The 26,203-nt window shown below is 74.4% G+C and carries 27 protein-coding genes; 18 read left to right on the top strand and 9 right to left on the bottom strand.

The annotated features are described in order from the left end of the window. The first annotated feature begins 61 nt into the window (after window positions 1–61). The gene (locus BS75_RS08880; protein ID WP_042437659.1) at window positions 62–490 is read left to right on the top strand and encodes a RidA family protein; all 429 of its coding nucleotides are present in this window, start codon (window positions 62–64) and stop codon (window positions 488–490) included. 49 nt (window positions 491–539) lie between these two features. After that, the gene (gene hisF, locus BS75_RS08875; protein ID WP_034087821.1) at window positions 540–1,310 is read left to right on the top strand and encodes an imidazole glycerol phosphate synthase subunit HisF; all 771 of its coding nucleotides are present in this window, start codon (window positions 540–542) and stop codon (window positions 1,308–1,310) included. 28 nt (window positions 1,311–1,338) lie between these two features. Here the strand turns inward: hisF and BS75_RS08870 are convergent, their stop codons facing one another. Continuing rightward, window positions 1,339–1,971 (bottom strand): TIGR03085 family metal-binding protein, encoded by a 633-nt coding sequence (locus tag BS75_RS08870; RefSeq protein ID WP_034087820.1) that lies wholly within the window; start codon window positions 1,969–1,971, stop codon window positions 1,339–1,341. A gap of 38 nt (window positions 1,972–2,009) precedes the next feature. Then, window positions 2,010–2,873 (bottom strand): hypothetical protein, encoded by an 864-nt coding sequence (locus tag BS75_RS44060; protein WP_152645804.1) that lies wholly within the window; start codon window positions 2,871–2,873, stop codon window positions 2,010–2,012. Between the two features lie 302 nt (window positions 2,874–3,175). Here BS75_RS44060 and hisI point away from each other — a divergent pair, with 302 nt between their 5' ends. Beyond that, window positions 3,176–3,571 (top strand): phosphoribosyl-AMP cyclohydrolase, encoded by a 396-nt coding sequence (hisI, locus tag BS75_RS08860; RefSeq protein ID WP_042437661.1) that lies wholly within the window; start codon window positions 3,176–3,178, stop codon window positions 3,569–3,571. A 3-nt stretch (window positions 3,572–3,574) separates the two neighbouring features. On the opposite strand, the gene BS75_RS08855 is transcribed toward hisI, so the two are convergent. Both BS75_RS08855 and BS75_RS08850 read right to left on the bottom strand, forming a co-directional pair. Then, the gene (locus BS75_RS08855) at window positions 3,575–6,163 is read right to left on the bottom strand and encodes an FtsX-like permease family protein (RefSeq protein ID WP_034087819.1); all 2,589 of its coding nucleotides are present in this window, start codon (window positions 6,161–6,163) and stop codon (window positions 3,575–3,577) included. Continuing rightward, on the bottom strand, window positions 6,160–6,972 hold the full coding sequence (locus BS75_RS08850; protein ID WP_152645811.1) for an ABC transporter ATP-binding protein: 813 nt from the start codon (window positions 6,970–6,972) through the stop codon (window positions 6,160–6,162). Before BS75_RS08850 ends, BS75_RS08855 begins: the two co-directional genes overlap by 4 nt. Window positions 6,973–7,192: 220 nt before the next feature. Here BS75_RS08850 and BS75_RS08845 point away from each other — a divergent pair, with 220 nt between their 5' ends. Together BS75_RS08845 and BS75_RS08840 are read left to right on the top strand one after the other, a co-directional pair. Then, window positions 7,193–8,566 (top strand): sensor histidine kinase, encoded by a 1,374-nt coding sequence (locus BS75_RS08845; RefSeq protein WP_081982195.1) that lies wholly within the window; start codon window positions 7,193–7,195, stop codon window positions 8,564–8,566. A gap of 62 nt (window positions 8,567–8,628) precedes the next feature. Further along, the gene (locus BS75_RS08840; RefSeq protein ID WP_034092672.1) at window positions 8,629–9,282 is read left to right on the top strand and encodes a response regulator; all 654 of its coding nucleotides are present in this window, start codon (window positions 8,629–8,631) and stop codon (window positions 9,280–9,282) included. 34 nt (window positions 9,283–9,316) lie between these two features. Here BS75_RS08840 and BS75_RS08835 read toward each other — a convergent pair whose 3' ends face one another. The 3 genes from BS75_RS08835 to BS75_RS08825 form a co-directional block, all read right to left on the bottom strand. Then, on the bottom strand, window positions 9,317–10,189 hold the full coding sequence (locus BS75_RS08835; protein WP_042437662.1) for a hypothetical protein: 873 nt from the start codon (window positions 10,187–10,189) through the stop codon (window positions 9,317–9,319). A 179-nt stretch (window positions 10,190–10,368) separates the two neighbouring features. Next, complete coding sequence (locus BS75_RS08830; RefSeq protein ID WP_231607722.1) at window positions 10,369–11,463, bottom strand: alpha/beta hydrolase family protein; 1,095 nt, start codon at window positions 11,461–11,463, stop codon at window positions 10,369–10,371. A 716-nt stretch (window positions 11,464–12,179) separates the two neighbouring features. Then, entirely contained in the window at window positions 12,180–12,929 is a 750-nt protein-coding gene (locus tag BS75_RS08825) for an alpha/beta fold hydrolase (RefSeq protein ID WP_034087818.1), read from the bottom strand. A gap of 119 nt (window positions 12,930–13,048) precedes the next feature. On the opposite strand from BS75_RS08825, the gene BS75_RS08820 reads away from it, so the two are divergent. From BS75_RS08820 to BS75_RS08775, 11 genes are all read left to right on the top strand, one after another. Beyond that, entirely contained in the window at window positions 13,049–14,611 is a 1,563-nt protein-coding gene (locus BS75_RS08820; protein WP_034087817.1) for an anthranilate synthase component I, read from the top strand. After that, a complete protein-coding gene (locus tag BS75_RS08815) occupies window positions 14,608–15,369 on the top strand; it encodes a TIGR02234 family membrane protein (RefSeq protein WP_034087816.1) in 762 nt (253 codons plus the stop codon). Before BS75_RS08820 ends, BS75_RS08815 begins: the two co-directional genes overlap by 4 nt. A gap of 108 nt (window positions 15,370–15,477) precedes the next feature. Beyond that, on the top strand, window positions 15,478–15,729 hold the full coding sequence (locus tag BS75_RS08810) for an HGxxPAAW family protein (RefSeq protein WP_042437664.1): 252 nt from the start codon (window positions 15,478–15,480) through the stop codon (window positions 15,727–15,729). Between the two features lie 7 nt (window positions 15,730–15,736). Beyond that, complete coding sequence (locus tag BS75_RS08805) at window positions 15,737–16,153, top strand: DUF2752 domain-containing protein (RefSeq protein WP_034087815.1); 417 nt, start codon at window positions 15,737–15,739, stop codon at window positions 16,151–16,153. Between the two features lie 229 nt (window positions 16,154–16,382). Beyond that, window positions 16,383–17,192: an indole-3-glycerol phosphate synthase TrpC gene (gene trpC / locus BS75_RS08800; RefSeq protein WP_034087814.1), complete on the top strand. Its 810-nt coding sequence runs from the start codon at window positions 16,383–16,385 to the stop codon at window positions 17,190–17,192. Between the two features lie 136 nt (window positions 17,193–17,328). After that, window positions 17,329–17,460, top strand: a complete 132-nt coding sequence (gene trpM, locus BS75_RS52175; protein ID WP_369405858.1) for a tryptophan biosynthesis modulator TrpM — start codon at window positions 17,329–17,331, stop codon at window positions 17,458–17,460. A 114-nt stretch (window positions 17,461–17,574) separates the two neighbouring features. Continuing rightward, window positions 17,575–18,813, top strand: coding sequence for a tryptophan synthase subunit beta (gene trpB / locus BS75_RS08795; RefSeq protein ID WP_034087813.1), 1,239 nt, complete (start codon window positions 17,575–17,577; stop codon window positions 18,811–18,813). Continuing rightward, window positions 18,813–19,619, top strand: coding sequence for a tryptophan synthase subunit alpha (gene trpA, locus BS75_RS08790; protein WP_034087812.1), 807 nt, complete (start codon window positions 18,813–18,815; stop codon window positions 19,617–19,619). Before trpB ends, trpA begins: the two co-directional genes overlap by 1 nt. Window positions 19,620–19,840: 221 nt before the next feature. Continuing rightward, entirely contained in the window at window positions 19,841–20,773 is a 933-nt protein-coding gene (locus BS75_RS51395; RefSeq protein ID WP_052069288.1) for a DsbA family protein, read from the top strand. A 24-nt stretch (window positions 20,774–20,797) separates the two neighbouring features. Next, entirely contained in the window at window positions 20,798–21,337 is a 540-nt protein-coding gene (locus tag BS75_RS08780) for a MauE/DoxX family redox-associated membrane protein (RefSeq protein ID WP_081982193.1), read from the top strand. Between the two features lie 51 nt (window positions 21,338–21,388). Beyond that, complete coding sequence (locus BS75_RS08775) at window positions 21,389–22,228, top strand: DsbA family protein (RefSeq protein ID WP_231607721.1); 840 nt, start codon at window positions 21,389–21,391, stop codon at window positions 22,226–22,228. A 31-nt stretch (window positions 22,229–22,259) separates the two neighbouring features. Here the strand turns inward: BS75_RS08775 and BS75_RS08770 are convergent, their stop codons facing one another. Then, window positions 22,260–22,904 (bottom strand): response regulator, encoded by a 645-nt coding sequence (locus BS75_RS08770; protein WP_034087810.1) that lies wholly within the window; start codon window positions 22,902–22,904, stop codon window positions 22,260–22,262. Continuing rightward, on the bottom strand, window positions 22,901–24,163 hold the full coding sequence (locus BS75_RS08765; protein WP_231607720.1) for a sensor histidine kinase: 1,263 nt from the start codon (window positions 24,161–24,163) through the stop codon (window positions 22,901–22,903). Before BS75_RS08765 ends, BS75_RS08770 begins: the two co-directional genes overlap by 4 nt. 158 nt (window positions 24,164–24,321) lie before the next feature. On the opposite strand from BS75_RS08765, the gene BS75_RS08760 reads away from it, so the two are divergent. Beyond that, a complete protein-coding gene (locus tag BS75_RS08760; protein ID WP_034087809.1) occupies window positions 24,322–25,422 on the top strand; it encodes an FtsX-like permease family protein in 1,101 nt (366 codons plus the stop codon). After that, the gene (locus tag BS75_RS08755; protein WP_034087808.1) at window positions 25,419–26,138 is read left to right on the top strand and encodes an ABC transporter ATP-binding protein; all 720 of its coding nucleotides are present in this window, start codon (window positions 25,419–25,421) and stop codon (window positions 26,136–26,138) included. The genes BS75_RS08760 and BS75_RS08755 overlap by 4 nt, the downstream gene beginning before the upstream one ends. Window positions 26,139–26,203 lie beyond the last annotated feature (65 nt).

Genomic DNA, 26,203 nt, shown 5'->3' with positions numbered 1-26,203 from the left:
CTAGAAGCACGCCTGTCACCGAAGCAGGCGCCGCAGGCGGGCCCAAGGAGATGACCACGGCATGACTGATCGCCCGGTGACACCGAGTCAGGTAGTGCCCGCAGTGAGGGTCAACGGCGCGAGCCCCTGGGAGGAGCAGTTCGGCTTCTCCCGGGCGGTCGCCGTCGGCGACTTCGTCTTCGTCTCCGGCTGCACCGCCTGGGACGACGGCCGGATCCTGTTCGAGGGCTCGCCCTCCGACCAGGCCCGCACCGCATTCGGCGTGGCGCTCACCGCGCTCGCCGGCTTCGGGATGAGCGCGACCGACGTGGTCCGCACCCGGATGTACGTCACCCACGCCCGCGACGTCGACGACGTCGGCCGGGTCCACAAGGAGCTGTTCGACGCGGTCCGCCCGGCCGCGACCATGGTCGTCGTCAGCGCCCTGCTCGACTCCCGGATGGCGGTCGAGGTCGAGGTCGAGGCCTACCGCCGGACCGCCGCCCGCTGACGCCGCCCGCACCCACCGCACCTGCCGCACTTGGATGGAGACCCCCCGCATGTCCCTCGCCGTTCGCGTGATCCCCTGCCTGGACGTCGACGGGGGCCGGGTCGTCAAGGGCGTCAACTTCGAGAACCTCCGCGACGCCGGCGACCCGGTCGAGATGGCCCGGCTCTACGACGCCGAGGGCGCCGACGAGCTCACCTTCCTCGACATCACCGCCTCCTCGGGCGACCGGGAGACCACCTACGACGTGGTCCGCCGGACCGCCGAGCAGGTGTTCATCCCGCTCACCGTCGGCGGCGGCGTCCGCGAGGTCGAGGACGTCAACCGGCTGCTGCGGGCCGGCGCGGACAAGGTCGGCGTCAACACCGCCGCGATCGCCCGGCCGGAGCTGCTGCGCGAGATCGCGGAGCGCTTCGGCCGTCAGGTGCTGGTGCTGTCGGTCGACGCCCGGCGCACCCCCGGGGGCACCACCACCGCCTCCGGCTTCGAGGTCACCACCCACGGCGGGCGGCGCGGCACCGGCCTGGACGCCGTCGAGTGGGCCGCCCGCGCGGCCGCGCTGGGCGCCGGCGAGATCCTGCTCAACTCCATGGACTCGGACGGCACCAAGGACGGCTACGACCTGGAGTTGCTGCGCGCCGTCCGGCGCGAGGTCGGCGTCCCGGTCATCGCCAGCGGCGGCGCCGGCAAGCTCGGCGACTTCGCGCCCGCCGTGGAGGCGGGCGCGGACGCCGTGCTGGCCGCCAGCGTCTTCCACTTCGGCGACCTGCGCATCGGCGAGGTCAAGCAGGCCCTGCGGGCCGCCGGACACCCCGTCCGCTGAGGCCGGTCCAGGCTGCGGGAGGCCGGTGTCAGACGCCGAGCTGCGCCGTGGTCACCTTGGCCACGGCCTCGTGGTCGCCCTCCAGGTCCACCTGGGCGTGGGCCTGACGGCCCATCACGAACATCAGCAGCTCGCCCGGCTCGCCGGTCACCGTCACCACCGGTGAGCCCTTGCGGGCGACGGTGGTCTGCCCGTCCGGGCGGCGCAGCACCAGGCCGACCGGGGAGCGCCGACCCGCCAGCGAGGCGGTCCGGGCCAGCTTGCCCCAGAGGGCGTCGGCGAACTCGGCGTCCAGGACCCGGGGCACCCAGTCGCGCTGGGCGCGGCGGACGTCCTCGCCGTGGACGAAGTACTCGACGGTGTTGGCGGCCTCGTCCGCGCCCGGGATGCCGAACAGCGACAGCGGCGGCGGGCCGGTGCGGATCAGCTCCAGCAGTTCGGCGTAGGGCCTGGCGCTGTACTCGCCGTGGACCTTGGCCAGCCGCGCCGCGAGGGGCTTGATGAACATGCCCCCCGCGGCGTCGGGCCGCCGCTCGCGCACCACCAGGTGTCCGGCGAGGTCCTGGGTGGTCCAGCCCTGGCACAGGGTGGGGGCGTCGGGGCCGACGGCCTCCAGGAGATCGACGAGCAGCAGACGTTCGCGTCGCGCGTAGTTCGACATGGAGCCAGCGTACGACGCGGGGCGGTCGATCGCGCCGATCAGGACAGCGGTGCGTCGAGCGTGCCCTGGGGGTTGCCGAGCGCGCACTCGGCGACGCGCTGTCCGCTCTCGTACTGGGCCCAGTCGGGAGCCATGTCCGCCGCCTGAACCTCGCTCACTGACTGGGCGACCTGCTTCTCCGTGTCGATCGGCAAGCACATCGCGGTCGTCTCGGAGAGGACCGCACTGGCACTGGCGAGGCCGCTGGGCAGCGTGACCAGGCCGGTCACCTCGGCCGTGTGGGCCGCGTAGCAGGAGGAGGGCGTCATCCTGGTCAGGTCCGGCGTGAGCAGGCCGCAGTCGCCGACGTGGTCCCCGTTGAACCCCACGGCCGGGCTACCGCCGGAGATGCTGCCCAGGGCCCACCACGAGCCGCCGACCACCAGCGCCAGGGCGAGGACCGAGCCCGACACCACCGCGACGACCTTCCGGTTGCGGGCGACCTGCTCGGAGCGGGTCAACTCCTTCGGCGGCACCAGCGACTGCGGCGGCGCCTGCCACTGGGGCGGCACCTGCGACTGCGGCGGAACCTGCCACTGCGGCTGCTGCCACTGTGGCTGCGGCTGTGGCTGTCCCTGCCACTGCGGCTGCTGCCACTGCGGCGGGTAGGGCGGCTGCGGCTGCGGCGCCTGGAGCGGGTAGTCCGCCTGGGGGGCCTGCGGTGCCTGGAGCTGGTAGTCCTGCTGCGGGAACCCCTGCTGCGGGTAGCCCTGCGGCGGGTACGGCGGCTGCGGGAACCCCTGCTGCGGCGGGTACGGCGGCTGCTGGCCCGACGGTGCCGGTGGTGCCGGCGGTGCCGGCGGTACCGGCGGCACGGCGGGCGGTGTCGATGGTGGCGGTGGTGGCGGGGGTGGAGCACTCATGCGCACCAGGATGCCGTGCGCGGCCGGGCAGTAGCCCTGTGGGGCCGGAATACGACGGTGCTGGGAGGCCGAGTTGATCGGGCATCAGCGCAAATGTCCGGATGGCCCACCGCCCGGTACCGGTCGGCAGCGGCCCCGTACCGGCCCCGTACCGGCCCCGTACCGGCCCCGTACCGGCCCCGTACCGGCCTCGCTGCCGGCCTCGCTGCCGGCCCCGCTGCCGGCCCCGTACCGGCCCCGCTGCCGGCCGCCGCGCGGCGGGTGTGGCCCGGTCAGCGGCGCGGGCTTGGCAGAATGGGGGCATGTCCGCTGCCTCCGCCCTGCCCGCTGCCCCCGGCAGCACCGCCCTCGACCCCGCCGTCGCGGCCCGCCTGAAGCGCGACGCGCAGGGCCTCGTGCCCGCCGTCGCCCAGCAGTACGACACGGGGGAGGTGCTGATGCTCGGCTGGATGGACGACGAGGCCCTGCACCGCACCCTGACCACCGGCCGCTGCACCTACTGGTCCCGCAGCCGCAGCGAGTACTGGGTGAAGGGCGACACCTCCGGCCACCTCCAGCTGGTGAAGTCCGTCGCGCTGGACTGCGACGGCGACACCGTCCTGGTCAAGGTCGACCAGATCGGTGCCGCCTGTCACACGGGTGACCGGACCTGCTTCGACGCGGACGAGCTGCTCGTCAGCGCGCCCGAGGCGGGCTGAGCCTCAGCCCCGTCCGCTGCCGGCCTCCACCGGCCGGGAGCGCAGCAGCGACCGGGCCGGGAGCGCCGTCGCGGCCAGGCCCAGCGCCAGCGTCCCGCCGACCAGGGCGGCGGCCGTGGCCGGGGGCACGTACGGGGCGGAGCCGGTGACGCCCTGCGCGATCGGGATCAGGCCGATGGCGGCGAGGACGCCGCCGATCAGCAGCCCGGCCGAGGAGACCAGCAGGGCCTCCCAGCGGATCATCCGCCGCACCTGGCGGCGGGTGGTCCCGGCCAGCCTCAGCATGGCCACCTCGCGGCGGCGGTCCAGCACCGTCATCACCAGGGTGTTGGCGGTGGCGACGGCCGCGAAGCCGCCGAGGACGGCGGCCATCACCGTGTTCGCCCAGGAGCTGAGCGCCAGGTCCTTGTCGGCCTGCCCGGCGTAGCCGGCCCGGTCGGTGACCGTGGCCCCGGGGATCCCCAGGCCCGCCAGCGCATGCCCGACGGCGGCGCTGTCACCGCCGGGGGCGTCGGCGACCAGCACCTGGCTGTCGAAGCCCGAGGAGACGTGTCCGACCAGCTCGGCCCGCCCCATCAGTACCTGTCCCAGGCCGAGCCCGTTGCCGTAGGTCGCGACGACCAGCGGGTCGACCTTGGTGCCGTCGCCCAGCCAGAGCGGGGCCCGGTCGCCGACCTTCAGGCCCAGGGTGTCGGCGAGCGTCGCGTCCAGCGCGACGGTGCCGCTGCCGACCCGGTCCAGCGACCCGGTCCTGACGTCCAGGTCGAGCACGTGCGGCAGTTGGGCGGGATCGCCGGAGACGCCGAGCACCGTGGCCGAGCCCAGTGCCCCGGCAGACTCGTAGAGGGCGCCGGAGCGCAGCACGCCCACGGCCGCCGCCACCCCGGGCGTGCTCGCCGCCCGCGCCGCCGTGTCGGCCGGCAGCCCGGCGCCGGTCGAGCCGATCACCTGGTCGGCGACCACCCCGGTGCGCACCTGCTGGGAGCTGACGTGGGTGATGGTGCTCTGCAGGAACAGCAGGATGCTGCAGAAGGCCGTCACCATCACGATCGGGACCAGGGCGGACGCCAGCCTGCGGGCGTTGGCCCGGGAGTTGGCGGCGGCCAGGGCACCCGGCGCGCCGGCCGCGCGTCCGCGCAGCGGCAGTCCGAGGACGCTCGCGGACGCCCGGGCCACCAGCGGACCCAGTAGCGCGACACCGGTCATGCCGGCCATCACCACGCCCAACGCGGTGTTGGCGGCGCTGGTCCCCGACATCGTCGAGGACAGCACGCCGAGGACGACGGTCCCGGCCAGCGCGAGCACGCCCAGCACGGTGCGGACCGGTCCGGTCCGCACCCGCGCGGTGGCCGCGTCGCCCAGCGCCTGGCTGGGCCGGGCCTTCGCCGGCCGCCGGGCCGCGACATAGCCCGCGCCGAGCGCCGACAGCAGGCCGACCGCGATCGAGCCGACGATCGGCAGCCAGCCGACGTCCAGCGACACCCCCGCGGGCACCGCGCCGCGCTGCACCAGCTGTCCGAGCCACCAATGCGCAAGACCCAGGCCCGGCAGCACCCCCAGCGCCCCGGCCAGCGGGGCGACCAGCATCGCCTCGGTGGCGATGGTGCGCCGGATCTGACGGGGTGTCGCCCCGATCGCCCGCAGCATCGCGAACTCCCGGGCCCGCTGGCCGACCGCCAGCGACAGTGTCCCCATCACCACGAAGACCGCCGTCATCGCCGCGATCCCGCCGAAGGAGCCGCCCAGTCCGGTCAGCGCCTCCTTGCCGCCGGCGAGCTGCGGCTGTTCCACCGCACCGCGCGCGTCACCGGTGCTGACCTCGGCGCTGCTGCCGACGGCCTGCCGCACCTGCGCCGCGAGGGCCTCGGTCGACACCCCGGCGCGCGGCAGCACCGCGATGGCGTCCGCCTGCCCGGGGTGGCCGGAGAGCCGACCGGCCTCGGCGTCCGCGAACCACGCGGTCCCGGTTCCGCTCCCGGTTCCGGCGGCGGTTCCATCGGCGGCCTGCTGCTGGGCGATCCCGGACACCCGGAACGCGCCGGCCCCGGCCGGGCCGGTCAGCTCCACCGTGTCACCGGGCGCCAGGTGTGCCGCCCGGGCGGTCGCGGCGTCCAGCACCACCTGTCCGGCCTGCGGCGCGCTGCCCTGGGCGAGGACGTCGCCGGCCGGTCCGCCCGGTGCGCCCGGGACCGTGATCGCGGCGGCGGAGAAGTCCCGGCCGGTCAGCGGCGGCAGGTTCGAGCCCTGCGCCGGCTCGACCGGGAAGGCCAGGTCCGGCAGGGCCGCCGCGACGCCCGGCTCGGCGGCGATCCGCGTGGCCAGGGCCGTGTCCAGCCGGGCCCGGTCCGGCAGCGCCTCGGCGACCTGCTCGGGCTCCTTGCCGTGCTGCACCTCGATCCGGACGGACTGGTCGGCCGCCACCACCACCGGGGTGTGGGCGTAGCGCACCGGCGCGAGGTGCGCGGTCAGCCCGGTCTGCAGCAGGGTGCCGCAGGCCGTCATCACCACCACCGCGAACAGCAGGGCGACGAAGCTGCCGACGAAGGCCGAGGGCCGGAAGCGGACCGAGGCGCGGGCGAGTCCGTTGCTCATGCTGCGGCCCCCGCGCAGGCGCGGTCACGGCCGGCGGCGACCAGCGCGGACATCCGGGCCTCGACCGACGCCGGGTCCGGACGGTACAGCTCGCCCGCGAACATCCCGTCCGCGAGGAAGAGCACCCGGTCCGCGTGGGCGGCGGCGGCCGGGTCGTGGGTCACCATCACCACGGTCGCGCCCATGCTGTCCACGGCCTGTCGCAGCAGCCCCAGCACCTCGCGGGCGGTCACCGTGTCCAGCGCCCCGGTCGGCTCGTCGCCGAACACCACCTCGGGGCGGGTGATCAGCGCCCGGGCGATCGCCACCCGCTGCTGCTGACCGCCCGAAAGCTCGGCGGGCCGGCGCCGACCCAGTCCCGCCAGCCCGACCTGATCCAGCAGGTGACGCGCCTGCCGGACGTCCAGCCGGCGCCCGGCCAGCCGCTGCGGGAGCAGCACGTTCTGCTCGACCGACAGCGAGGGCAGCAGATTGAAGGACTGGAAGACGAACCCGACCCGGCTGCGCCGCAGTTCGGTGAGCCGGTTCTCGCTCAGCCCGGTGATGTCCTCGCCGCCCAGCAGCACCCGCCCCTCTGTGGGCCGGTCGAGCCCGGCGGCGCACTGCAGCAGAGTGCTCTTGCCCGAGCCGGACGGACCCATCACCGCCGTGAAGCTGCCCCGCCGCAACGACAGGTCCACCCCGCGCAGTCCGTGCACGGTGCTCGACCCGCTGCCGTAACTCCGGCGCACCCCCAGCAGTTCAACGGCGTACGCCTCGTCCGCCCCTCGCTGGGAGTCGTTCCCGGCCTGCTGCCGTCGCGTCATCATCATCCTGCTTTCGGTCGATCCAGCCTCACTGTCGACCGTAGGCAATCGGCACCCCCCGAGGCTGTGGTGCTTCCAGGCGTCCCCGTTCGGGGGTTACCCCCACCAGGGGTTACCGCCGACCAGGGGTTGCCCCCGACCAGGGGTTGCCCCCGACCAGGGGTTACCCCGACCACCCCGACGGCGGCCGGGCCCGGGACGCGGCCTCTCCTATGCTGGGCGCATGGCCGAGTCGACGCCCTCCACGGCTGCCGCCGCGTTCCCGGGCCGGCGGCGGGGCCGGTGGCGCTCCGCAGCCGGGGTCGCCGGGCGCGTGGCGAGTCGCACGCTGCTGGAGTCGCTGTACCTGCTGACCGCGCCGCTGAGCGCCGCGGTCGGTCTGCTGCTGGTGCTCGGCGGCCTGGGCGCCGGAGCGGTCGGCCTGCTGCTGCCGGGCGGGTCCCCGGTCATGGGCGGGGCACTGGAACTCTCGCGGCGGTCCGCCGACCTCGAACGGTGGCGGATCGCCAAGGTACGCCCGCAGGCGGGCGAGGCCCAGGGCGTGCGTCGGCCGGAGACCGCCGCCGCTGCCGCCGACCCGGGGCTGTGGCTCGACGTGGCGCACGCGGTGGCGGTGCTCCCCGTCGTCGCGGCCACCTGGCTGCTGACGGCGCTGTGGTGGTTCGTCGGCGTGGCCGCCGTCAGCTCGCCGCTGCGCAGCCCCTACGCGTCGCCCGGCCCGCTGCGGCCGATGAACCTCTACCTGGGCAGCTCCCAGTCCCACCTCGCCCTGAGCCTGGGGCTGACGACGCCGGACGCGCGGATCGCCTTCGCGGTCACGGTCGGCCTCGTCGTCCTGGCCACCCTGCCGCTGGTGACCCGCGTCTGCGTCGCCGCCCAGGCCGGGCTCGGCAAGGCGCTGCTGTCCGACGTCTCCGCCCCGCACCGCCGGATCACCGGGCTGGAGCAGGAGCGGGACACCGCCCGCGCGCAGACCGTCGCCGCGGTCACCGCCGAGGCGGCCGCGCTCCGCCGACTCGAACGCGACATCCACGACGGCCCGCAGCAGCGGCTGGTCCGGCTGGCGATGGAACTGGGCCGCGCCCAGCACCACTTCGACCGCAGGCCGGAGGCGGCCCGGGAGGCAATCGCCGACGCCGTCGTCCAGGCCCAGGAGGCCCTGGACGAGCTCCGGGCCCTGTCACGCGGCATCGCCCCGCCGATCCTGGTCGACCGAGGCCTGTCCGCGGCGCTCGCCGCGCTGGCCGCGCGCAGCACCGTCCCGGCCGACTGCGACCTCGACCTCGACCTCGGCGTCGACCCGCTGGACCACCGTCCCGATCCCGCCGTCGAGACGGCCGCCTACTTCGTCGTCGCCGAGGCCCTGACCAACGTGGCCAAGCACAGCCACGCCCGCCGCTGCGCCGTGGACCTGCGCCACGGCGGGGGAGTCCTGCGGGTCCGGGTGACCGACGACGGTGTCGGCGGCGCGGCCCTGGCCAAGGGACACGGCCTGCGCGGCCTGGAGGACCGACTGCGGTCCGTCGGTGGCCGACTGCACCTCGCCAGCCCCGACGGCGGCCCGACCACCATCACCGCGGAGCTCCCATGCCCCTGACCCCGGACGAACCGGCCCCCGCTCCCGCTTCCGCCCCTGCCCCCGCTTCCGCCCGCAGCCCGCTGCGGATCGTCGTCGCCGACGACGCGGTACTGCTGCGCGAGGGGCTGGTCCGGCTGCTCACCGAGGACGGCCACCAGGTGGTGGCGGCGGTCGGTGACGGCCCGGCCCTGGTCGAGGCGGTGCTCGACCATCGCCCGGACGTCTCGGTGGTCGACGTGCGGATGCCGCCGACCCACACCGACGAGGGGCTGCGCGCGGCGATCAGCGCCCGGGCCCAACTGCCCGGGGCCCCAACGTTGGTGCTCAGCCAGTACGTGGAGGTGTCCTACGCCGCCGAGCTGCTCGCGGACGGCGCCGGCGCGGTCGGCTACCTGCTGAAGGACCGGGTCGCCAGGGTCGAGGAGTTCCTGGACGCCCTGGACCGCGTCGCTCGCGGCGCCACGGTGCTCGACCCCCAGGTGGTCTCCCAACTGCTGGCGGGCCGGCGCCGGGACGACCCCTTGGCAGCGCTGACCGCGCGCGAACGCCAACTCCTCTCGCTGATGGCGGCCGGCCATTCCAACACCGCCATCGCCCGCCAACTGGTGCTCTCCGGCAGCGCGGTGGAGAAGCACATCGGCAACATCTTTGCCAAGCTCGGCCTACCGCCCGACGAGGCCCAGCACCGCCGGGTACGCGCCGTGCTCGCCTATCTCAGTCACCTCAGCGCCTGAGCGCGGTTGGTGAGGCCTGAGGACCTGGGGCGCCTCACCAACCGCCCTCGAAGAACCCCAGCAGCGCCGGCGCCGGGTCCGCCGCGGTGCCGACGTTCGCCACCACAATGATGATCGTGGCGCACGACAACAGCACCGAGACAACCCCGAGCGCCCCCAACAGCCGGCGCACCCGGCGCTCCTGCCGCCCAGCCCCCCGAGCCCGTGCCCCGGCAAACCGCTTCCACGCCAGCACGCTCAGGCCGATCAGCACGACCGCCACGATCGAGGCAGCCACGGCCAACACGGCGTGGTACCGCCCGAAGTCGTTGACCATCACCTCGACGGCGGGCGTGTGCTGCCCGTCCGCGCCGGAGTAGTGGGCCAGATCCTGCCGGACCTGGCCGACCACACCGGCGAGTTGTCCGTCCGGCGCGCCGAGCGGCAGCATCGAGACCACCGAGGAGAACGGCGCTGTCGCCCCCTGCACATTGGCCATCAACGCCGCCAGTGAGCCGAGCGCGAGCACCGTGACCACGACCCCGGCCGAGGCGAGCGCTCCGGTCCTCAGGGCTGTCGTGCCCCGCAGGAACGCCTTCCAGAGCAGCACGCCCAGCACCACGAGCACAACCAGCAGCAGCGCCGCGCACACCGCCTTGACCACGTGGTAGCGGTACCAGTAGTCGACCACCCGCTCCAGCTCGGGCGAGAAGCTCCGGTCGCCCGACTTCCAGTACTCGACGAATCCCTGACGGAGCGTCGCGATGAGGTTGCGCCGCTCACCGAAGCCCCCGTCGGAGGGCCCCGCCGCCAGCCTGCCCGGCGCGAGGACGAAAGCGGCGCCGAGCGTCACAGCAAGGGCGGTGAGCAGGGCGAGCACCCGCCCGGAGACAGCTGCGGCCGGCGGCGGTGATGCGTGCGTGGACATGGAGATTCCTTCGACTCGATCGAGCAAGCGGACGGCACCCGAACTACGGGGTCAAACCGGTGCCGTAGTCATGCCGATCACCCTCGCGCAGCACGCTCACCCGGTCACTGCGGCCCGCCATCCACCATGGGTATGGCCAGCCACACCCCGACCAGGCACGCGACCGGGCTGATCATCGGTCAGGGACCGCCGCCCGTGAATCGGGTCGTTTCCTGCAGGCGAGCGGCGAGCCAGTCGGCCGTGGCCGGCAGCCACTCCGCTCTGGCATTGCCCAACAGATGGTCGCCATGCGGGACGAGCAGGTACTCACCCTGCGGGGCGGCTTCGGCCAAGGGCGCGCCGTTGGTCACCCCCGGGATCAGGTCCCTGCCCCCGTCGATCACCAGCAGTGGTCCTGGAATCGTGCGCATGATCGGCGTCAGGTCCAAGCAGAGCGCGAACTCCGTTGCTGCGTCTGCCGATCCGCATCGTTGGGTGAGGGTCTCGGTGACGAACAGGGGCAACTGCTCCCAGTCCAGCACGGTGGGTCCACTCACCGTGGCCGTCGCACGCACCCGTGGGTCGCGCGCGGCGGCCACGGCGGCGTAGAAGCCGCCCATGCTCAACCCGATCACGCCGACCCGGTCGTGGTCCAGCTCGGGCTCCGACTCGGGACGGGTGGCAAGCCTGTCCAGGACTGCGCCCACGACTCGGTCGTAGTCCGGATCGGGGGCGGAACTCGCCGCGAGCAGTCCCTGTCCCGGACCGTCGACGACGGCGACGGCGACGGCCAGGCCCCGGCCGAGCAGGGCGTCGGCCACGTCGTGGAACTCCTCCTTGCTCGAGTCCAGGCCGGGGACGATCACTACGATCGGCGGCCGCGCGACACCGGCAGGGCTGCGGAGCCAGCCGACGAATCCCGGACCCTCGATCCTTACCGCGTTCGGTTCCAGTAGCGCGAGCGAGCGGCGCATTGCCCGGTCGGCGCCGCTCTCGGCGCGGGCAAGCGCCGCCCGATCGGGGTGCGGAAGCACCGTCGCGCAGTGCATCCAGGCCGCAGCAGTCCGGTAGGAGGCTGCCGCCGACACGCTGTGGCCGGCCGCCTCGGCAAGCTCTCCGGCGGCGAGATGGACACGCCCGGTGTGCTCCAGGGCGGCGGTCCAGTCGTACAGTGACTTGAGAGCGGCGGTCACCCGGTCGTACTCGAAAGGGTCCGCTCCGGCACCGACCACTCGGGAGAAGTTGCCGGCGATGAAGGCGGGCAGCAGGTCGGGTATGTCGAAGAACGCGGTCACGGTCGTAGGTGCTCCAACTCCATGGACGGCGGGGCCCAGCACCTCGTCGGAGCGGCTCGCGCCGACTGCCGTTCCCCGGACCGAGGCCGGTGGTGCTGCGGGTGCGTGCACCACTAGACCCCGGAGCCACCGCAACCGGCCAACAGCCGATCCGCCACTTCCACAACCGCCGGTTGTCGGACCAGGTGAGGCCTGGTGATCTCGACCTGGTCCGTATTCTCCTCGGCACATGGGACGGCCGAATCCAGGATTGCGCCGTCCCTGTCGACACGCCGAGCTCCTGACCGCAACAGCGCCCCGGGTAGCCGTACACAACTGAAGCAGGCCGCTGTCGAACAGCGACCCGAGAGAACGATGCAGGGCCCGACCGCAGTGCGGTCGGGCCCTGCATCTGCCCTGCTGGGCGGGTGCGGAGGAGACGAGATTCGAACTCGTGAGGGGTTGCCCGCAAGACGCTTTCCAAGCGTGTTGCGGTGTCCGCTCGTCCCAGCCCCGGAGGTCGTCGGAGCCCGAAAGCGTTCGCGTGCCCCGTGTCCTCGGCGACCTGGTCGATGTTGCCGCAACGGCGTTACCCGAGCAGAGGGCTGCCCGGTGTGGCCCGCGCTGCGGCCTCCGCACACCAACGTTCCACGAAGTCCTGGTCACTGCGCACCCGACCGGGGCCCGGGGTGCGCCAGGGGGTGATCCCCGTCCGGGCCGCCCTCGGTCCGTCGGCGTCAGCGTTCGGCGAGGAACGTGGCCATGGCCGCGGCCAACTCGGGCGCGGCGAACGCGGTTTCATGGCCTCCCGGCACGCGCACGAACCGGGCGTCGCCCAGGAGCGCGGCCAGCTCGTCGGCGTCGGAGCGCTCGTCCCGGTCGCCGATCGCGACGAGCGTCGGGGTGGTGATCCGACGCAGGGCGTCCTCGGGAGTCGGGACGAGCGAGTCCAGCACGTGCAGCAGGGCCTGGCGGTCGGCGCCGAGCTTGGAGATCCACTGCGCGATCAGGGCGTCGCGCGAGCCGGGCTCGATCGCGACGCCGTCGACGAGCGCGGTGAGCACCCGCTGGCTCGCCTCGCCCTGGGGACCGGTCACCTTCGCCAGTCCCTGCCCGGCCACGATCGCGCGGCCCGGTCTGGCACCCCGTACCAGCATGCGCAGCACGGTCCGGGCGCCGAGTGAGTAGCCGCCCAGGTCGTATTCGCCCTCGCCGAGACCGAGATGGTCGACGAGGGCGAGCCCGTCATCGGCCAGTACGTCCGACGGATAGGCGGCGGGATCGTGCGGCTTCGAGCTCTCCCCGTGGCCACGGAAGTCCGGGATAACGACGCGGCGCCCCTGTTCGACGAATCCGGCGGCCCAGCCGTCCAGGATCTGCGAACCCGCGCCCATGAAACCGTGCAGCAGGATCAGCGGCCGGCCGGACCCGGTCTCGCGACACGCGAGTTCCACGCCGTCGCGACCGGCGAATCGATAGTCGTCCATATCCCGGCCGATCCTAGGCCAACCGCCCCCGGAAAGCTTGGGACTTGCAGCACCGTGTCGAGCGCGACCGCGTCCGGGACCACGCCCCGGGCCGTGCAGTTCGGCTACGCTGCGCGTCCATGACCACCGGCACTGTCACCCCCGACCTTGAGACCTTCCGCAAGCTCGCCGTGGACCGCCGGGTCATCCCGGTCACCCGGCGGCTGCTGGCCGACGGCGACACCGCCGTCGGGCTCTACCGCAAGCTCGCCGCCGAGCGGCCCAACACCTTCCTGCTGGAGTCCGCCGAGCAGGGGCGCTGGTCGCGCTACTCCTTCATCGGGGTGCACAGCGCCGCCGCGCTCACCGTCGACGCCGAGGGCGGCGCGCGCTGGCTCGGCTCGCCCCCCGTCGGGGTGCCCACCACCGGGGACCCGCTGGACGTGCTCCGGGCCACCGTCGAGGCCCTCCACACCCCGCGCGACCTGCACCACGACGCCGAGCTCCCGCCGTTCACCGGCGGCATGGTCGGCTACCTCGGCTACGACGTCGTCCGTCGGCTGGAGAAGCTGCCGGTGCTGGCGCCCGACGACCTCGGGCTGCCCGAGCTCACCATGCTGCTCGCCACCGACCTCGCCGTGCTCGACCACAACGACGGCTCGGTGCTGCTGATCGCCAACGCGGTCAACCACGACGACCGCCCGACCGGCCTGGACGCCGCGCACGCGGACGCCGTCGCCCGGCTCGACGCGATGACCGCCGACCTCGCCCGCCCGGTCGACACCGGCGCCGCCGCAATCACTCCGGTCGCCGCCGTCGACGCCGTCTCGCCCTTCGGCGGTGCGCCCTACCGGGCCGCCGTCGAGACGGTCAAGGAGCGGATCCGGGCCGGCGAGGCGTTCCAGGTGGTGCCCTCGCAGCGGTTCGAGGTGCCCTGCCCGGCCAGCGCGCTGGACGTCTACCGGGTGCTGCGCGCCACCAACCCCAGCCCGTACATGTACCTGCTGCGGTTCGCGGGCACCGCCGACTTCGCGGCCTTCGACATCGTCGGCTCCAGCCCGGAGGCCCTGGTCAAGGTCGAGGACGGCCGGGCCATGGTCCATCCGATCGCCGGCACCCGGCACCGCGGGGCCACCCCCGAGCAGGACGCCGACCTCGCGGCCGACCTGCTGGCCGACCCCAAGGAGCGGGCCGAGCACCTGATGCTGGTCGACCTCGGCCGCAACGACCTCGGCCGGGTCTGCGCGCCCGGCAGCGTCGAGGTGGTCGAGTTCATGACGGTCGAGCGCTACAGCCACGTCATGCACATCGTCTCCACCGTCACCGGACGGGTCGCCGACGACCGCACCGCCTTCGACGTGCTCACCGCCTGTTTCCCGGCCGGGACGCTCTCCGGCGCGCCCAAGCCCCGGGCCATGCAGATCATCGAGGAGCTGGAGCCCACCCGCCGCGGCCTCTACGGCGGCTGCGTCGGCTACCTCGACTTCGCCGGCGACTCCGACACCGCCATCGCCATCCGCACCGCGCTGATCCGCGACGGCCGCGCCTACGTCCAGGCCGGGGCCGGGGTCGTCGCCGACTCCGTCCCGGAGAACGAGGACGCCGAGTGCCGGAACAAGGCGGCGGCCGTGCTGCGCGCCGTCGCCACGGCGAGCACCCTGCGTCCGGTGGCGGCGGGAGGACAGGGCAGACTGGAGCGGTGACCGCTCTGCCCCCGCCCCGCACCGAAGACCCCGCCGCCGAAACCGCCGAGGCTGCTGCCGCCGCCGACGCTCCCGCTGCCGCCGAGCCCGCCGCCGACGCCCCCGGCGACGCCCCCAGCGAGCCCGCCGCCGACGCCGCTGCGCCCGCGCAGCCGAGCCCGGACCGGCGCAGCCTCGGCCTGATGCTGCTGTTCGCCGTGGTCGGCGCGGCCGTCGTGCTGCTCTCGGTCGGGCAGACCTGGGCCCGGGGCAGTGTGGCCTTCCAGGACAGCACCCTCCACATCAGCGCCAGCGGCTCGCAGACCACCGGCGTGCCCAGTGCGCTGGCCCTGGTCGGGCTGGCCGCCGCGGTCGCGGTCTTCGCCGTGCGCGGGTTCGGCCGCCGCCTGGTCGGCGCGCTGCTCGCGCTGGCCGGTGCCGGCGCGGCCGCCGTCAGCATCGGCGCGGCCACCGGCAGCGCCGCCCTGGACCACCGGGCCGCCGCCGCCGTCGGCCTCTCCCAGGCCACGGTCGGCCAGGTCTCGCACGCCGCGTGGCCGTGGCTGGCCGCCCTCGGCGGGGTGCTGCTGCTGCTCGCCGGAGTGCTGGTGATCACCCGTGGGCGTGACTGGCCCGGCATGTCCTCGCGCTACGAGGCCCCCACCGGCCGTAGGGTCGTCGCGCCGGGAGCAGCGGCGAAGCGGACCGCCGGAACCGAGCCGTCGTCGCCGAACGACCTGTGGAAGGCGCTGGACCGGGGCGAGGACCCGACCGCCTGACCCCGGCCGGCCGACCCCCGGAAGCCCCAGCGGCGACCCCGGACGGCGGCACGGACCGGCGTACGGAACAATGACTTCGAGAGCCATCCAGAGAACCAAGGAGCAGTAATGTCGGGTAGTGCCCACGGACACACCACCGCAGCCTGGACCGGTGTCGGGGTCTCGTTCATCGGCTTCATCCTGGCCGCTGTGGCCATGGTTTGGGGACCCAGCCCCGTGCTGGTCGCTGTCGGCCTGGTCATCGCCGCCCTCGGCGCCGTCGTCGGCAAGCTGATGTCCGCCGCCGGCTTCGGCAAGAAGCCCGGTGACAAGGCCCACTACACCCCCAGCAAGAAGTCCCCGGTCGGCACCGGTATCTGACGTCGCGTTGACGACGGCGCCGACGACCGCGCGGCGGGCCCTGGTCGGGCCCGCGGCGGCCTTCACGGCGGTGGCCTCGGCCACGGCCTATGTCGGGGTGGTCGATCCCAACCACCCCGGCCACTACCCGGTCTGCCCGTTCCTGCGGCTCACCGGGTGGTGGTGCCCCGGCTGCGGCGGCCTCCGCTGCGTCCACGCCCTGACCCGGGGCGACCTGCCGACCGCGCTGCACGACAACGCCCTGGTCGTCGTCGGCTGCACCGCGGCGGTGCTGTACTGGGCCCGCTGGGCCCACCGCTCGGCGCGCGGACTGCGCACCGTGCCCCGGTCGCCGGGGCCGACGGCGGTGGCCGCGCTGATCATCGCGGTGCTCGCCTTCAGCGTCCTGCGGAACCTGCCGTTCGGCGCCTTCCTGGCCCCCTGAGCGGCCTCCGGGCACCCCTGAGCGGCTGCCGAGTGGGTCCTGAGCGGCTCCTGAGCGGCCCGGGAGTGGCTTCTGGGTGACCTCCGAGCGGCCAGTGGGCGGGCCCCGCCGCTGTCCGGTTGGCGAGACTCCGCGATGCTCGATGCGGGCGGTGGTCCGCACGGCGGATAGCATCGACTGCGGGCCGTCAACGGACGGCCGCTCCGTACACCCGAGAAGGGGGCGCCCCGTGAGCGTGCTCGACGAGATCATCGCCGGGGTCCTGGAGGACCTGGCGGAGCGCCAGAGCCGGGTGTCGCTGGACGAGCTCAAGCAGCAGGCGGCCAAGGCCCCGCTGGCCAAGGACGGAGTCGCGGCGCTGCGCGGCGACGGCGTCCGGGTGATCTGCGAGGTGAAGCGCTCCAGCCCGTCCAAGGGCGCGCTGGCCGCGATCGCCGACCCCGCCGCGCTGGCGGCGGACTACGCCGCGGGCGGCGCCGCCGCGATCTCCGTGCTCACCGAGCAGCGCCGCTTCGGCGGCTCCCTCGACGACCTGCGCGCGGTCCGCGCCGCCGTCGACACGCCGGTGCTGCGCAAGGACTTCATCGTCACCGCCTACCAGCTGTGGGAGGCCCGCGCGGCCGGCGCGGACCTCGCGCTGCTGATCGTCGCCGCGCTGGAGCAGCCCGCGCTGGAGTCGCTGATCGAGCGGGCCCAGTCGATCGGGCTGACCCCGCTGGTCGAGGTGCACGACGAGGAGGAGGTGGCGCGGGCGGTCGACGCCGGCGCCCGGATCATCGGCGTCAACGCGCGGAACCTGAAGGACCTCAAGGTCGACCGGGACACCTTCGCCAATGTCGCGCCGTCGATCCCGGACCACATCGTCAAGGTCGCCGAGTCCGGCGTGCGCGGGCCGCACGACCTGATCGCCTACGCCAACGAGGGCGCGGACGCCGTGCTGGTCGGCGAGTCGCTGGTGACCGGCCGCGACCCGCGGGCCGCCGTTGCCGACCTGGTCGCCGCCGGCGCGCACCCCGCGATCCGGCACGGACGGGGCTGACCCCGCCCCGATGGCCCTCTCCGCCCGCCTCCAGCCCGGTTGCAAGCTGTTCCGACGGTCGGACGCAGCCGCTGCTCCCCTCCGGGCGCGGGGTGGGCACTCGTACCTCGCGCCCACCCCGCACCCTCCGGTACGCATCGGCTACGTCCTCCAACGCGGCTGCCGCGCGCCCGCACGCCGAGTGCTGGGCCGCCGGGTACGGTACGTGATCGGTGCCGAGCCCGGTCAGGTGCCGGGACGTCGATGGCGTGGCGCCGACGGCAGCTGACCCAGTCTCCGGGAACCCACACGCGGTGGAACCACTGCGTGGGGATTCCGGACGCCGGTCGCTGCCGCGCGGACCCACCACCCCATCGGAACCCATTACCTGAGGGACCATCACATGTCGTCCGACGACATCACCCCGGCCGTGTTCGGGAGCACTCCTGACGCGCGCGGATACTTCGGCGCCTACGGCGGCCGTTTCATTCCGGAGGCGCTGGTCGCCGCCGTCGAGCAGGTCGCCGACGAGTACGAGAAGGCCAAGGCCGACCCGGCCTTCGGCGCGGAGCTCGCCGCCCTGCTGAAGGACTACACCGGGCGCCCCAGCCCGCTGACCGATGTCCGCCGCTTCTCCGAGGAGGCCGGCGGCGCCCGGATCCTACTGAAGCGCGAGGACCTGAACCACACCGGCTCGCACAAGATCAACAACGTCCTCGGCCAGGCCCTGCTGGCCCGGCGGATGGGCAAGACCCGGCTGATCGCGGAGACCGGCGCCGGCCAGCACGGCGTGGCCACGGCCACCGCCGCGGCGCTGTTCGGCTTCGACTGCACCATCTACATGGGCGAGGTCGACACCGTCCGGCAGGCGCTGAACGTCGCCCGGATGCGGATGCTCGGCGCCGAGGTCGTCCCGGTGACCTCCGGCAGCCGCACCCTGAAGGACGCCATCAACGAGGCGTTCCGCGACTGGGTCGCCAACGTCGACTCCACCCACTACCTCTTCGGCACGGTCGCCGGGCCGCACCCGTTCCCGATGATGGTCCGCGACTTCCACCGGGTGATCGGCATCGAGGCCCGCGCCCAGGTGCTGGACCGGACCGGCCGGCTGCCGGACGCGGTCGTCGCCTGCGTCGGCGGCGGCTCCAACGCCATGGGGATCTTCTACGACTTCATCCCGGACGCCGGCGTCCGGCTGGTCGGCATCGAGGCTGCCGGCGAGGGCGTGGAGACCCCCCGCCACGCCGCGACCCTGACCAAGGGCGACCCGGGCGTGCTGCACGGCTCGCGCACCTACGTCCTCCAGGACGAGGACGGCCAGACCATCGAGAGCCACTCGATCTCGGCCGGGCTCGACTACCCCGGCGTCGGCCCCGAGCACTCCTACCTCAAGGACACCGGCCGGGCCGAGTACCGGCCCTGCACCGACGACGCCGCCATGCAGGCGCTGCGGCTGCTGTCCCGCACCGAGGGGATCATCCCGGCCATCGAGAGCTCCCACGCCCTCGCCGGGGCGCTGGAGCTCGGCCGCGAGCTCGGCCCGGAGGCGACCATCCTGGTCAACCTCTCCGGACGCGGCGACAAGGACATGCACACGGCCGCCGAGTACTTCGGCCTGCTCGACGAGGCGGGGCAGCACTGATGAACGAGCAGCTGAACACCACTCTGGCCGCCGCCAAGGCGGAGCAGCGGGCCGCCCTGGTCGGCTACCTCCCGGCCGGCTTCCCGACCATCCCCGGCGCGGGCAAGGCCGTCCAGGCGCTGATCGACGGCGGCTGCGACGTGGTCGAGATCGGCCTGCCGCACAGCGACCCGGTCCTGGACGGCCCGACCATCCAGACCGCCGACGACATCGCGCTGCGCAACGGCGTCCGGATCAGCGACGTGCTGGCCACCGTCGGCGAGGTCACCTCGGCCAACCCGGCGGTGCCGGTGCTGGTGATGACCTACTGGAACCCGGTCGACCACTACGGCGTCGCCCGCTTCGCCGCCGACCTGGCCGCCGCCGGGGGAGCCGGCTGCATCCTGCCGGACCTCCCGGTCGAGGAGGCGGAGGACTGGCTCGCCGCCGCCGAGCTGCACGGGCTCGCCACGGTCTTCGTGGTCGCCCCGTCCAGCCGTGACGAGCGGCTCGCCACCATCACCGCCAAGGGCACCGGCTTCGTCTACGCCGCCGCCGTCATGGGCGTCACCGGCACCCGCACCCAGGTCGGCGAGCTGGCCGAGAACCTGGTCAAGCGGACCCGGGCGACCACCGACACCCCGGTCTGCGTCGGCCTCGGCGTCTCCACCGCCGCTCAGGCGGCCGAGGTCGCGGCCTTCGCCGACGGCGTCATCGTGGGCTCGGCCTTCGTCCAGCGGCTGCTGGACGCGCCGGACCCGGAGGCCGGCTACGCGGCCGTGCGCGAGCTGGCCGCCGAGCTGGCCGGGGGCGTCCGCCGCCGCTGACGCAGCCGCTGACGCAGCCGCCGGCCCCCGCCCGCGCCGGAGCGTGCTCCGGTCGACTGCTCCGAATCCGCCACGCGGTAACTCCTTCGGGTGAGTTGCCGCGTGGCGCGTGTCCCGGTCCGTTCCCTCCTCGTTGATGATCCGGCAGGTGGCGTCAGTACGACGCCGCTTGTGCGCCCACGCAGCCCGTGCGCACCAACGCGATCTGAGGAGGTCCCCCCGTGGCCGTGTCTCACCGCGCCCAGGTGGCCCGTATCGCCGTCGCCGTGGCCGCGCTCGCCGTCGCCGTCGGCGGTGAGTCCAGCGTCGGCCAGGCGCTGAACCGGAGCGGCATCGAGCGGGCGGCGGCGAGCGCGCCGGCGACGATCCCGCTCGCGGACACCGCGGAGCGCTTCGCCCCGGAGCGTCCGGCCGCGCCGCGCCCCCACCTGCACCCTGCCCCGCGTCCGCTCCGCCCCGCCCCGCGTCCCGCTCGCCCCGCCCCGCGCCCGGTCCGGCCCGCCCAGAGCTCCGACCTGGCCGGTGCCGACACCGTCGAGGGCGTCGCCCAGCAGGCGGTGCTGCTCGGGCTGCCGGCCGCGCTCAGCGCCGACGGCGCCGCGATCGAGGTCGGCTACCGGGACTCGCCCTCCACGCTCACGCTGTTCGAGGACTTCCGCTGCAGCACCACCCGTGACTTCGAGCGGGCCCAGGGCGCGACGCTGGCCCGGATGGCCGCCGCCCACGAGGTGCTGATCCGCTACGTGCTGGAGTCCTCGCTGGACGAGCGGCTGCCAGGACCGGGCGCGGTGCTGGCGACCAACGCCGCCCGCGCCGCCCTGGACCACGGCGGCTTCCCGCTCTACCACGCCCTGCTCTTCGCCAACCAGCCCGCCGAGGGCGTCGACGGCTTCACCGCCGACCGGCTGCTCGACATCGCCTCCGCCGTCCCCGGGCTGCGCGGCCCCGACTTCGACCGCGAGGTCCGCGAGGTCGCCCACCGCGACTTCGTCGACCGGGCCCAACAGGCCTACACCGCCGCCCAGGTGCACTTCGGTACGCCGTCGATGGCGCTCGACGGGCAGGAGGTCGACCTCGGGGTCCATCACGACCTGCTCAGCGACCCGGCGGCGCTAGAGTCGTTCGTCCGCAGTTCCGCGGCCCGGCGGAGCTGACACCACGCAGGGAGGGGACCTCACATGATCACGAGTCAGCAGGGGGAGGCGGAGGCACCGGTGGCCCGAGGGGCGGTGGCGCGCGGACCGCTGCGCCGGGTGCCGGCCGACGTCCTGGACTGGATCGGCACAGCCGCGCGGCTGGCCCTGGCCGTGGTCTGGGCCTGGGCCGGACTGGCCAAGGTCTCCGACCCGGAGACCGCCGCCCAGGCCGTCCGCGCCTACCGGATCCTGCCCGAGTCGCTGGTCCGGCCGTTCGGCTACGGACTGCCGTTCCTGGAGCTCGCCGTGGCGCTGCTGCTGCTGATCGGCCTCGGCACCCGGATCGCGGCCTTCGTCTCCGGGGTGCTGCTGCTGGTCTACATCGCGAGCATCGCCTCGGTGTGGGCCCGGGGCATCGCCATCGACTGCGGCTGCTTCGGCGGCGGCGGGGCCGTGGCCGCGTCCAAGACCGAGTACCTCCAGGAGATCCTCCGGGACACCGGGTTCCTGATCCTCACGGCCTGGCTGCTCTGGCGGCCGGCCGCCAAGTTGTCGCTCGACCGGTGGCTAGCCGCCGAGTGAGCGTCGCCGGCGGTCCCGCCGGCAGACCCTGTCCCCTCGCAGTTGGTTGATATGAGCACAATGAGTCAGAAGAACGACGGCAAGCGCAGTGCCCGGGAACGGATGCAGGAGGAGCGGGCGGCCGAGCAGGCCAAGGCCCGCCGGCTGCGCAAACTCGCCGTGGCGGGCACCGTGCTGGCGGTGCTGGTCGTGGCCGTGGTCGTCGGCATCCTGGTGATGAACAGCAAGACCACCTCCTACAGCGCCGCCCAGGCGCCGGCCGGCACCACCGGCAGCAACAACCTGCAGGTTCCGGTCGGTGCCGCCAATGCGCCGTCCACGCTCACGATCTACGAGGACCCGCGCTGCCCGGCCTGCGGCGAGTTCGAGAAGTCCTTCCACGCCACCGTCAACCAGCTGCTGGGTCAGGGCAAGATCCAGATCCGGTACCACGTCGTGTCCTTCATCGACCGGCACAACCCCGGCGACACCGGCTCCAAGAACGCCGCCAACGCCCTCGGCTGCGCCCAGAACGTCGGGCTGTTCCACCCGTACCACGACGTCCTGTACGCCAACCAGCCGGACGAGACCGACGACGCCTGGGCCGACAAGGGCAAGCTGATCACCCTGGCCAAGCAGGTGAAGGGACTCGACACCCCCACGTTCGAGTCCTGCGTCAACAACAACACCTTCGGCGCGTGGGTGACGGCGGTGGAGACCGACTTCGACAAGTCCGGCTACAACTCCACACCGACCATCCTGCTCAACGGCACCAGCGCGTACCCGACCTACAACGGCGTCAGCATCTCGCCGCAGAGCCTGATCGCGGCCGTGGACGCGGCCAACAAGGGCAAGCCGCTGGGGACGCTGACGCCCGCCTCCGCCTCGGCGCTGGCCTCGCCCAACAGCTGACCGGCACGCTGCGCCCGCTCGGCCCCACCCCTCAGGGCGGGCGCAGCAGGCCGTTCTGCAGGGCCGCGGCGATGGCCGCGGTCCTGCTGTCCACTCCGAGCTTGTCGTAGACGTGCACCAGGTGGGTCTTGACCGTGGCCTCGCTGATGAACAGCCGCTTGGAGATCTGGCGGTTCGCCAGCCCCTCGGCCAGCAGGCCCAGGATCTCGCTCTCGCGCGGCGACAGCGTCGGCCGGCCGGCCCGGACCCTGCCCATCAGCCGGGCCGCGACCGGCGGCGCCAGCACCGTCTCGCCGCGTGCCGCCGCCCGCACCGCGCCCGCCAGGTCCTCCGACGGGGCGTCCTTCAGCAGGTAGCCGGTGGCCCCGGCCTCGACCGCGGCGAGGATGTCCGCGTCGGTGCTGTAGGTGGTGAGGATCAGCACCCGCGGCGGGTCGGGCAGGGCGGTGATCCGCCGGGTCGCCTCCACGCCGTTCATCCCGGCGCCCATCTGCAGGTCCATCAGCACCACGTCCGGGCCCGGCTGCCCGTCCCGGGCGAACCGGTCGAGCAGCGCGAGGGCCTCCGCGCCGTCGGCGGCCTCGCCGACCGGCTCCAGCCCGGGCAGTTCCTCCAGCAGCGCGCGCAGCCCGCGCCGCACCACCGGGTGGTCGTCCACCAGCAGCACCCGGATCATCGTCGGTCCTCCCTGAGCGGTGCCGCCGGCAGCGGCAGCGAGGCGGCGACGGCGGTGCCCTCGCCGGGCGCGGACTCGATGGCGAAGTCGCCGCCGAGGTCCGCTATCCGCTCCCGCATCCCGTGCAGTCCGAAACCGGAGCCCGGGCCGCGCTCCGACCGCTCCGGGCCGTCCGGGTCGAAGCCCCGGCCGTCGTCGTAGACGTCCAGTGTCACCTGGTCGTCCAGGTAGGAGAGGGTGACCGCGACCCGCTCGGCCCCGGCGTGGCGGCGGACGTTGGCCAGCGCCTCCTGGGTCAGCCGGAGCAGCGCCACCTCCGCCTCCACCGGCAGCGGCACCGGGTCGCCGTCGACCTGGAAGGCGACCTCCGGTCCGGTCCGGCCGTTCGCCCTCCCGCCGTTCGCGGCTCCGCCGCCGGCCGCCCGGCGCAGCGCCTCGGGCAGCGTCGAGTCCTGCAGCGACGGGGGAGTGAGGTCGACGACGAAGCGCCGGGCCTCGGCCAGGTTGTCCGAGGCGGTCGCGCCGATCTCGCGGATGCGCTCCCGGGCCGCCGACGCCTCCGGCAGCGCGGCGGCGGGCAGCGCCGACTCCGCCGCACGGGCCAGCAGCACGATGCTGGACAGCCCCTGGGCGAGGGTGTCGTGGATCTCCCGGGCCAGCCGCTGCCGCTCGGCCAGCCGGCCGGCCTCGCGCTGGGTCGCGGCCAGTTCGTCCCGGGTGCGCACCAGGTCGTCTATCAGCCGCTGCCGGGTCGCGCTCTCCCGGTACAGCGCCGCGTAGCCGTAGGCGGTGAGCACCGCGACCACCGCGCCGACGCTCGGCCCGATCACCTTGGCCGAGTCGAGACCGCCCGGAGTGGTCGCCTGCGCGGCCACCACCACGGCGGTCAGCAGCACCACCACCGGCAGCGACCAGCGCGGCGGCAGCAGGTGCAGCACCAGCAGGAACAGCGGGAAGGCCACATATCCGGCCGCCGGGTCGAGCGCCGTCAGCGCCACCCACAGCACGGTCACCAGGGCCAGCCACCCGTACGTCCAGCCCCGGTGCGAGCGGAGCAGCGGCAGCCCGCCCGCCGCGTACCCGAGCCCGAGCAGCACCCCGAGCCCGACGGCGGCCGCGCCGACGCCGCCGAGCAGCGCGGCGCCGAGCAGCGCGTAGAACATGGCGTGCAGGGCCCAGCGCATCAGCCGCAGCGCGGGGCGGTGGCCGGGCGCCGGGTCGGGGGCGGCGGGGTCGGGCGGGACGTCGGTGCTGGTCACAACCGTCGAGCCTACGGGCGTGGGGGCCGGAACCGGATGCCGAGCGGCATCAACCTTTCGATGGATTCGGGACCACTCATCTCCCTGATGGCGGCGGGCCGCGCAACGCGGAGGGTGGAGGACAGTCCGGTCCGCTGCAGTCCCGTCGGAGGAACCCCTTGTTCGTCGCCCTGCGTGACATCCGCTTCGCCCGTGGGCGCTTCGCCCTGATGGGGGCGGTCGTCACGCTCATCACCACTCTCGTCGTGTTCCTCTACGGCCTCACCGGCGGCCTCGCCGCCGACGCCTCCTCGGCGGTGACCGGCCTGCCGGCGCAGACGATCGTCTTCGGCGCGCCCCGGGGCGCGACCCCGGAGGTCTCCTTCGGCAACAGCGGGATCGACCCGCAGCAGCAGGCCGCCTGGGCGGCGGCGCCGGGCGCGGGCACGGTCTCGCCGCTGGGCGTCGCCATGTCCAGGCTCACCTCCGGCGGCGGCGCGACCTCGGTCAGCGTCCTCGGCGGCCCGGCCGCGCTGCTGCCGCCGCTGGCCTCCGGCAGCGCGCCCGGGGCGGGCCAGGTCGCCGTCGGCCGCGGCACCGCCGCCGCCGACGGGCTGACCCTCGGCAGCACGGTCACCCTCGGCACGGTCACCCTCACCGTCTCCGGCCTCACCGCCGACCGCTCCTACGGCCACGCGCCCGCCGTCTGGACCGGCCTCGCCACCTGGCAGCAGGTCAGCGGCGCGAGCCGGCCCAACGTCCTCGCCGTCAGCGGCAGCCCGAGCGGTGTCGCGGCGCTCGACCGGGCCCAGAACACCGACGCGGTGTCCCGTTCCGCCGCCCTGGCCGGCATCGACGGCTACTCCGCCGAGCAGGGCAGCCTCCAACTCATCCAGGGCTTCCTGTTCGCGGTCAGCGCGCTGGTCATCGGCGCCTTCTTCACCGTCTGGACGGTGCAGCGCCGCCCCGACATCGCGCTGCTCAAAGCCGTCGGCGCGTCCAGCGGCTACCTGGTGCGGGACGCCCTCGGCCAGGCGCTGATCCTGCTGCTGCTCGGCACCCTCACCGGCGCGGCCCTCGGCCTGGCCGGCGGCGCGATCGCCGGCGGCGGCGGAGGGGGCGGTGGCGCGGCCGGATCGGGCGTGCCCTTCGCGCTCGGGGCCGGCACCGTCGCCGTCCCGGTCCTCGCCATCGTCGTGCTCGGGCTGGCCGGCGCGGCCCTCGCGGTCCGCCGCATCACCTCCGTCGACCCGCTGACCGCCCTGGGAGCCAACCGATGAGCACCGCCACCCCTGCCGCCGGTCTCGACCTGCGCGACATCGTCCTCACCTACCCCGACGGCGACCGCCGGCTCACCGCGCTCGACTCGGTCAGCCTGACCGTCGCCCCCGGCGAGCTCACCGCGGTCGTCGGGCCCTCGGGATCCGGCAAGTCCAGCCTCCTCGCCGTGGCCGCGACGCTGCTGCGCCCCGACTCCGGCCGGGTCGTCGTCGACGGCCAGGACGCCTCCGGGCTCGGCGGACGCCGGGCCACCGCGCTGCGCCGGGAGCGGATCGGCATCGTCTTCCAGCAGTCCAACCTCCCCGCCTCGCTCACCGCGCTGGAACAGCTGCTGGTGGTCACCCACCTGTCCGGCGGCAGCGTCCGGGCCGAGCGGCCCCGCGCGGCGGCGCTGCTGGACTCGGTCGGGCTGAGCGGCAGCAAGCAGCAGCGCCGTCCGCACCAGCTCTCCGGCGGCGAGCGCCAGCGCGTCAACATCGCCCGGGCGCTGTTCCCGAGGCCGTCGGTGCTGCTGGTCGACGAGCCCACCTCCGCCCTCGACCACGAGCGCGGCGCACAGATCATGTCGCTGCTGGCGGACGCCACCCGGGCCCACGCCACGGCGACGCTGCTGGTCACCCATGACCGGGAGCTGCTGCACCACGCCGACGCGGTCCTGGAGATGGTTGACGGCCGGCTCGGCGAGGCCGAGCGCAATCGGCACTTGTCCCGCTGAGCGGGACAACAACGCACCCGGGCGTGTCGCCGGACCGAAAACCCGTGGCCGCCGAGCGCCCGGCC

The sequence above is a fragment of the Streptacidiphilus albus JL83 genome (genome assembly GCF_000744705.1).
GTDB lineage: Bacteria > Actinomycetota > Actinomycetes > Streptomycetales > Streptomycetaceae > Streptacidiphilus > Streptacidiphilus albus.
Note: the sequence above shows the minus strand (reverse complement) of the source record. Positions and strands in the feature narration are given on the sequence as shown.

What these genes read in the sequence shown, in the direction of transcription:
- BS75_RS08880 (WP_042437659.1), top strand. Translation starts at nt 62, where the DNA reads ATGACTGATCGCCCGGTGACACCGAGTCAGGTAGTGCCCGCAGTGAGG.
- hisF (WP_034087821.1), top strand. Translation starts at nt 540, where the DNA reads ATGTCCCTCGCCGTTCGCGTGATCCCCTGCCTGGACGTCGACGGGGGC.
- BS75_RS08870 (WP_034087820.1), bottom strand. Translation starts at nt 1,971, where the DNA reads ATGTCGAACTACGCGCGACGCGAACGTCTGCTGCTCGTCGATCTCCTG.
- BS75_RS44060 (WP_152645804.1), bottom strand. Translation starts at nt 2,873, where the DNA reads ATGAGTGCTCCACCCCCGCCACCACCGCCACCATCGACACCGCCCGCC.
- hisI (WP_042437661.1), top strand. Translation starts at nt 3,176, where the DNA reads ATGTCCGCTGCCTCCGCCCTGCCCGCTGCCCCCGGCAGCACCGCCCTC.
- BS75_RS08855 (WP_034087819.1), bottom strand. Translation starts at nt 6,163, where the DNA reads ATGAGCAACGGACTCGCCCGCGCCTCGGTCCGCTTCCGGCCCTCGGCC.
- BS75_RS08850 (WP_152645811.1), bottom strand. Translation starts at nt 6,972, where the DNA reads ATGATGACGCGACGGCAGCAGGCCGGGAACGACTCCCAGCGAGGGGCG.
- BS75_RS08845 (WP_081982195.1), top strand. Translation starts at nt 7,193, where the DNA reads ATGGCCGAGTCGACGCCCTCCACGGCTGCCGCCGCGTTCCCGGGCCGG.
- BS75_RS08835 (WP_042437662.1), bottom strand. Translation starts at nt 10,189, where the DNA reads ATGTCCACGCACGCATCACCGCCGCCGGCCGCAGCTGTCTCCGGGCGG.
- BS75_RS08825 (WP_034087818.1), bottom strand. Translation starts at nt 12,929, where the DNA reads ATGGACGACTATCGATTCGCCGGTCGCGACGGCGTGGAACTCGCGTGT.
- BS75_RS08820 (WP_034087817.1), top strand. Translation starts at nt 13,049, where the DNA reads ATGACCACCGGCACTGTCACCCCCGACCTTGAGACCTTCCGCAAGCTC.
- BS75_RS08810 (WP_042437664.1), top strand. Translation starts at nt 15,478, where the DNA reads ATGTCGGGTAGTGCCCACGGACACACCACCGCAGCCTGGACCGGTGTC.
- trpB (WP_034087813.1), top strand. Translation starts at nt 17,575, where the DNA reads ATGTCGTCCGACGACATCACCCCGGCCGTGTTCGGGAGCACTCCTGAC.
- trpA (WP_034087812.1), top strand. Translation starts at nt 18,813, where the DNA reads ATGAACGAGCAGCTGAACACCACTCTGGCCGCCGCCAAGGCGGAGCAG.
- BS75_RS08780 (WP_081982193.1), top strand. Translation starts at nt 20,798, where the DNA reads ATGATCACGAGTCAGCAGGGGGAGGCGGAGGCACCGGTGGCCCGAGGG.
- BS75_RS08775 (WP_231607721.1), top strand. Translation starts at nt 21,389, where the DNA reads ATGAGCACAATGAGTCAGAAGAACGACGGCAAGCGCAGTGCCCGGGAA.
- BS75_RS08770 (WP_034087810.1), bottom strand. Translation starts at nt 22,904, where the DNA reads ATGATCCGGGTGCTGCTGGTGGACGACCACCCGGTGGTGCGGCGCGGG.
- BS75_RS08755 (WP_034087808.1), top strand. Translation starts at nt 25,419, where the DNA reads ATGAGCACCGCCACCCCTGCCGCCGGTCTCGACCTGCGCGACATCGTC.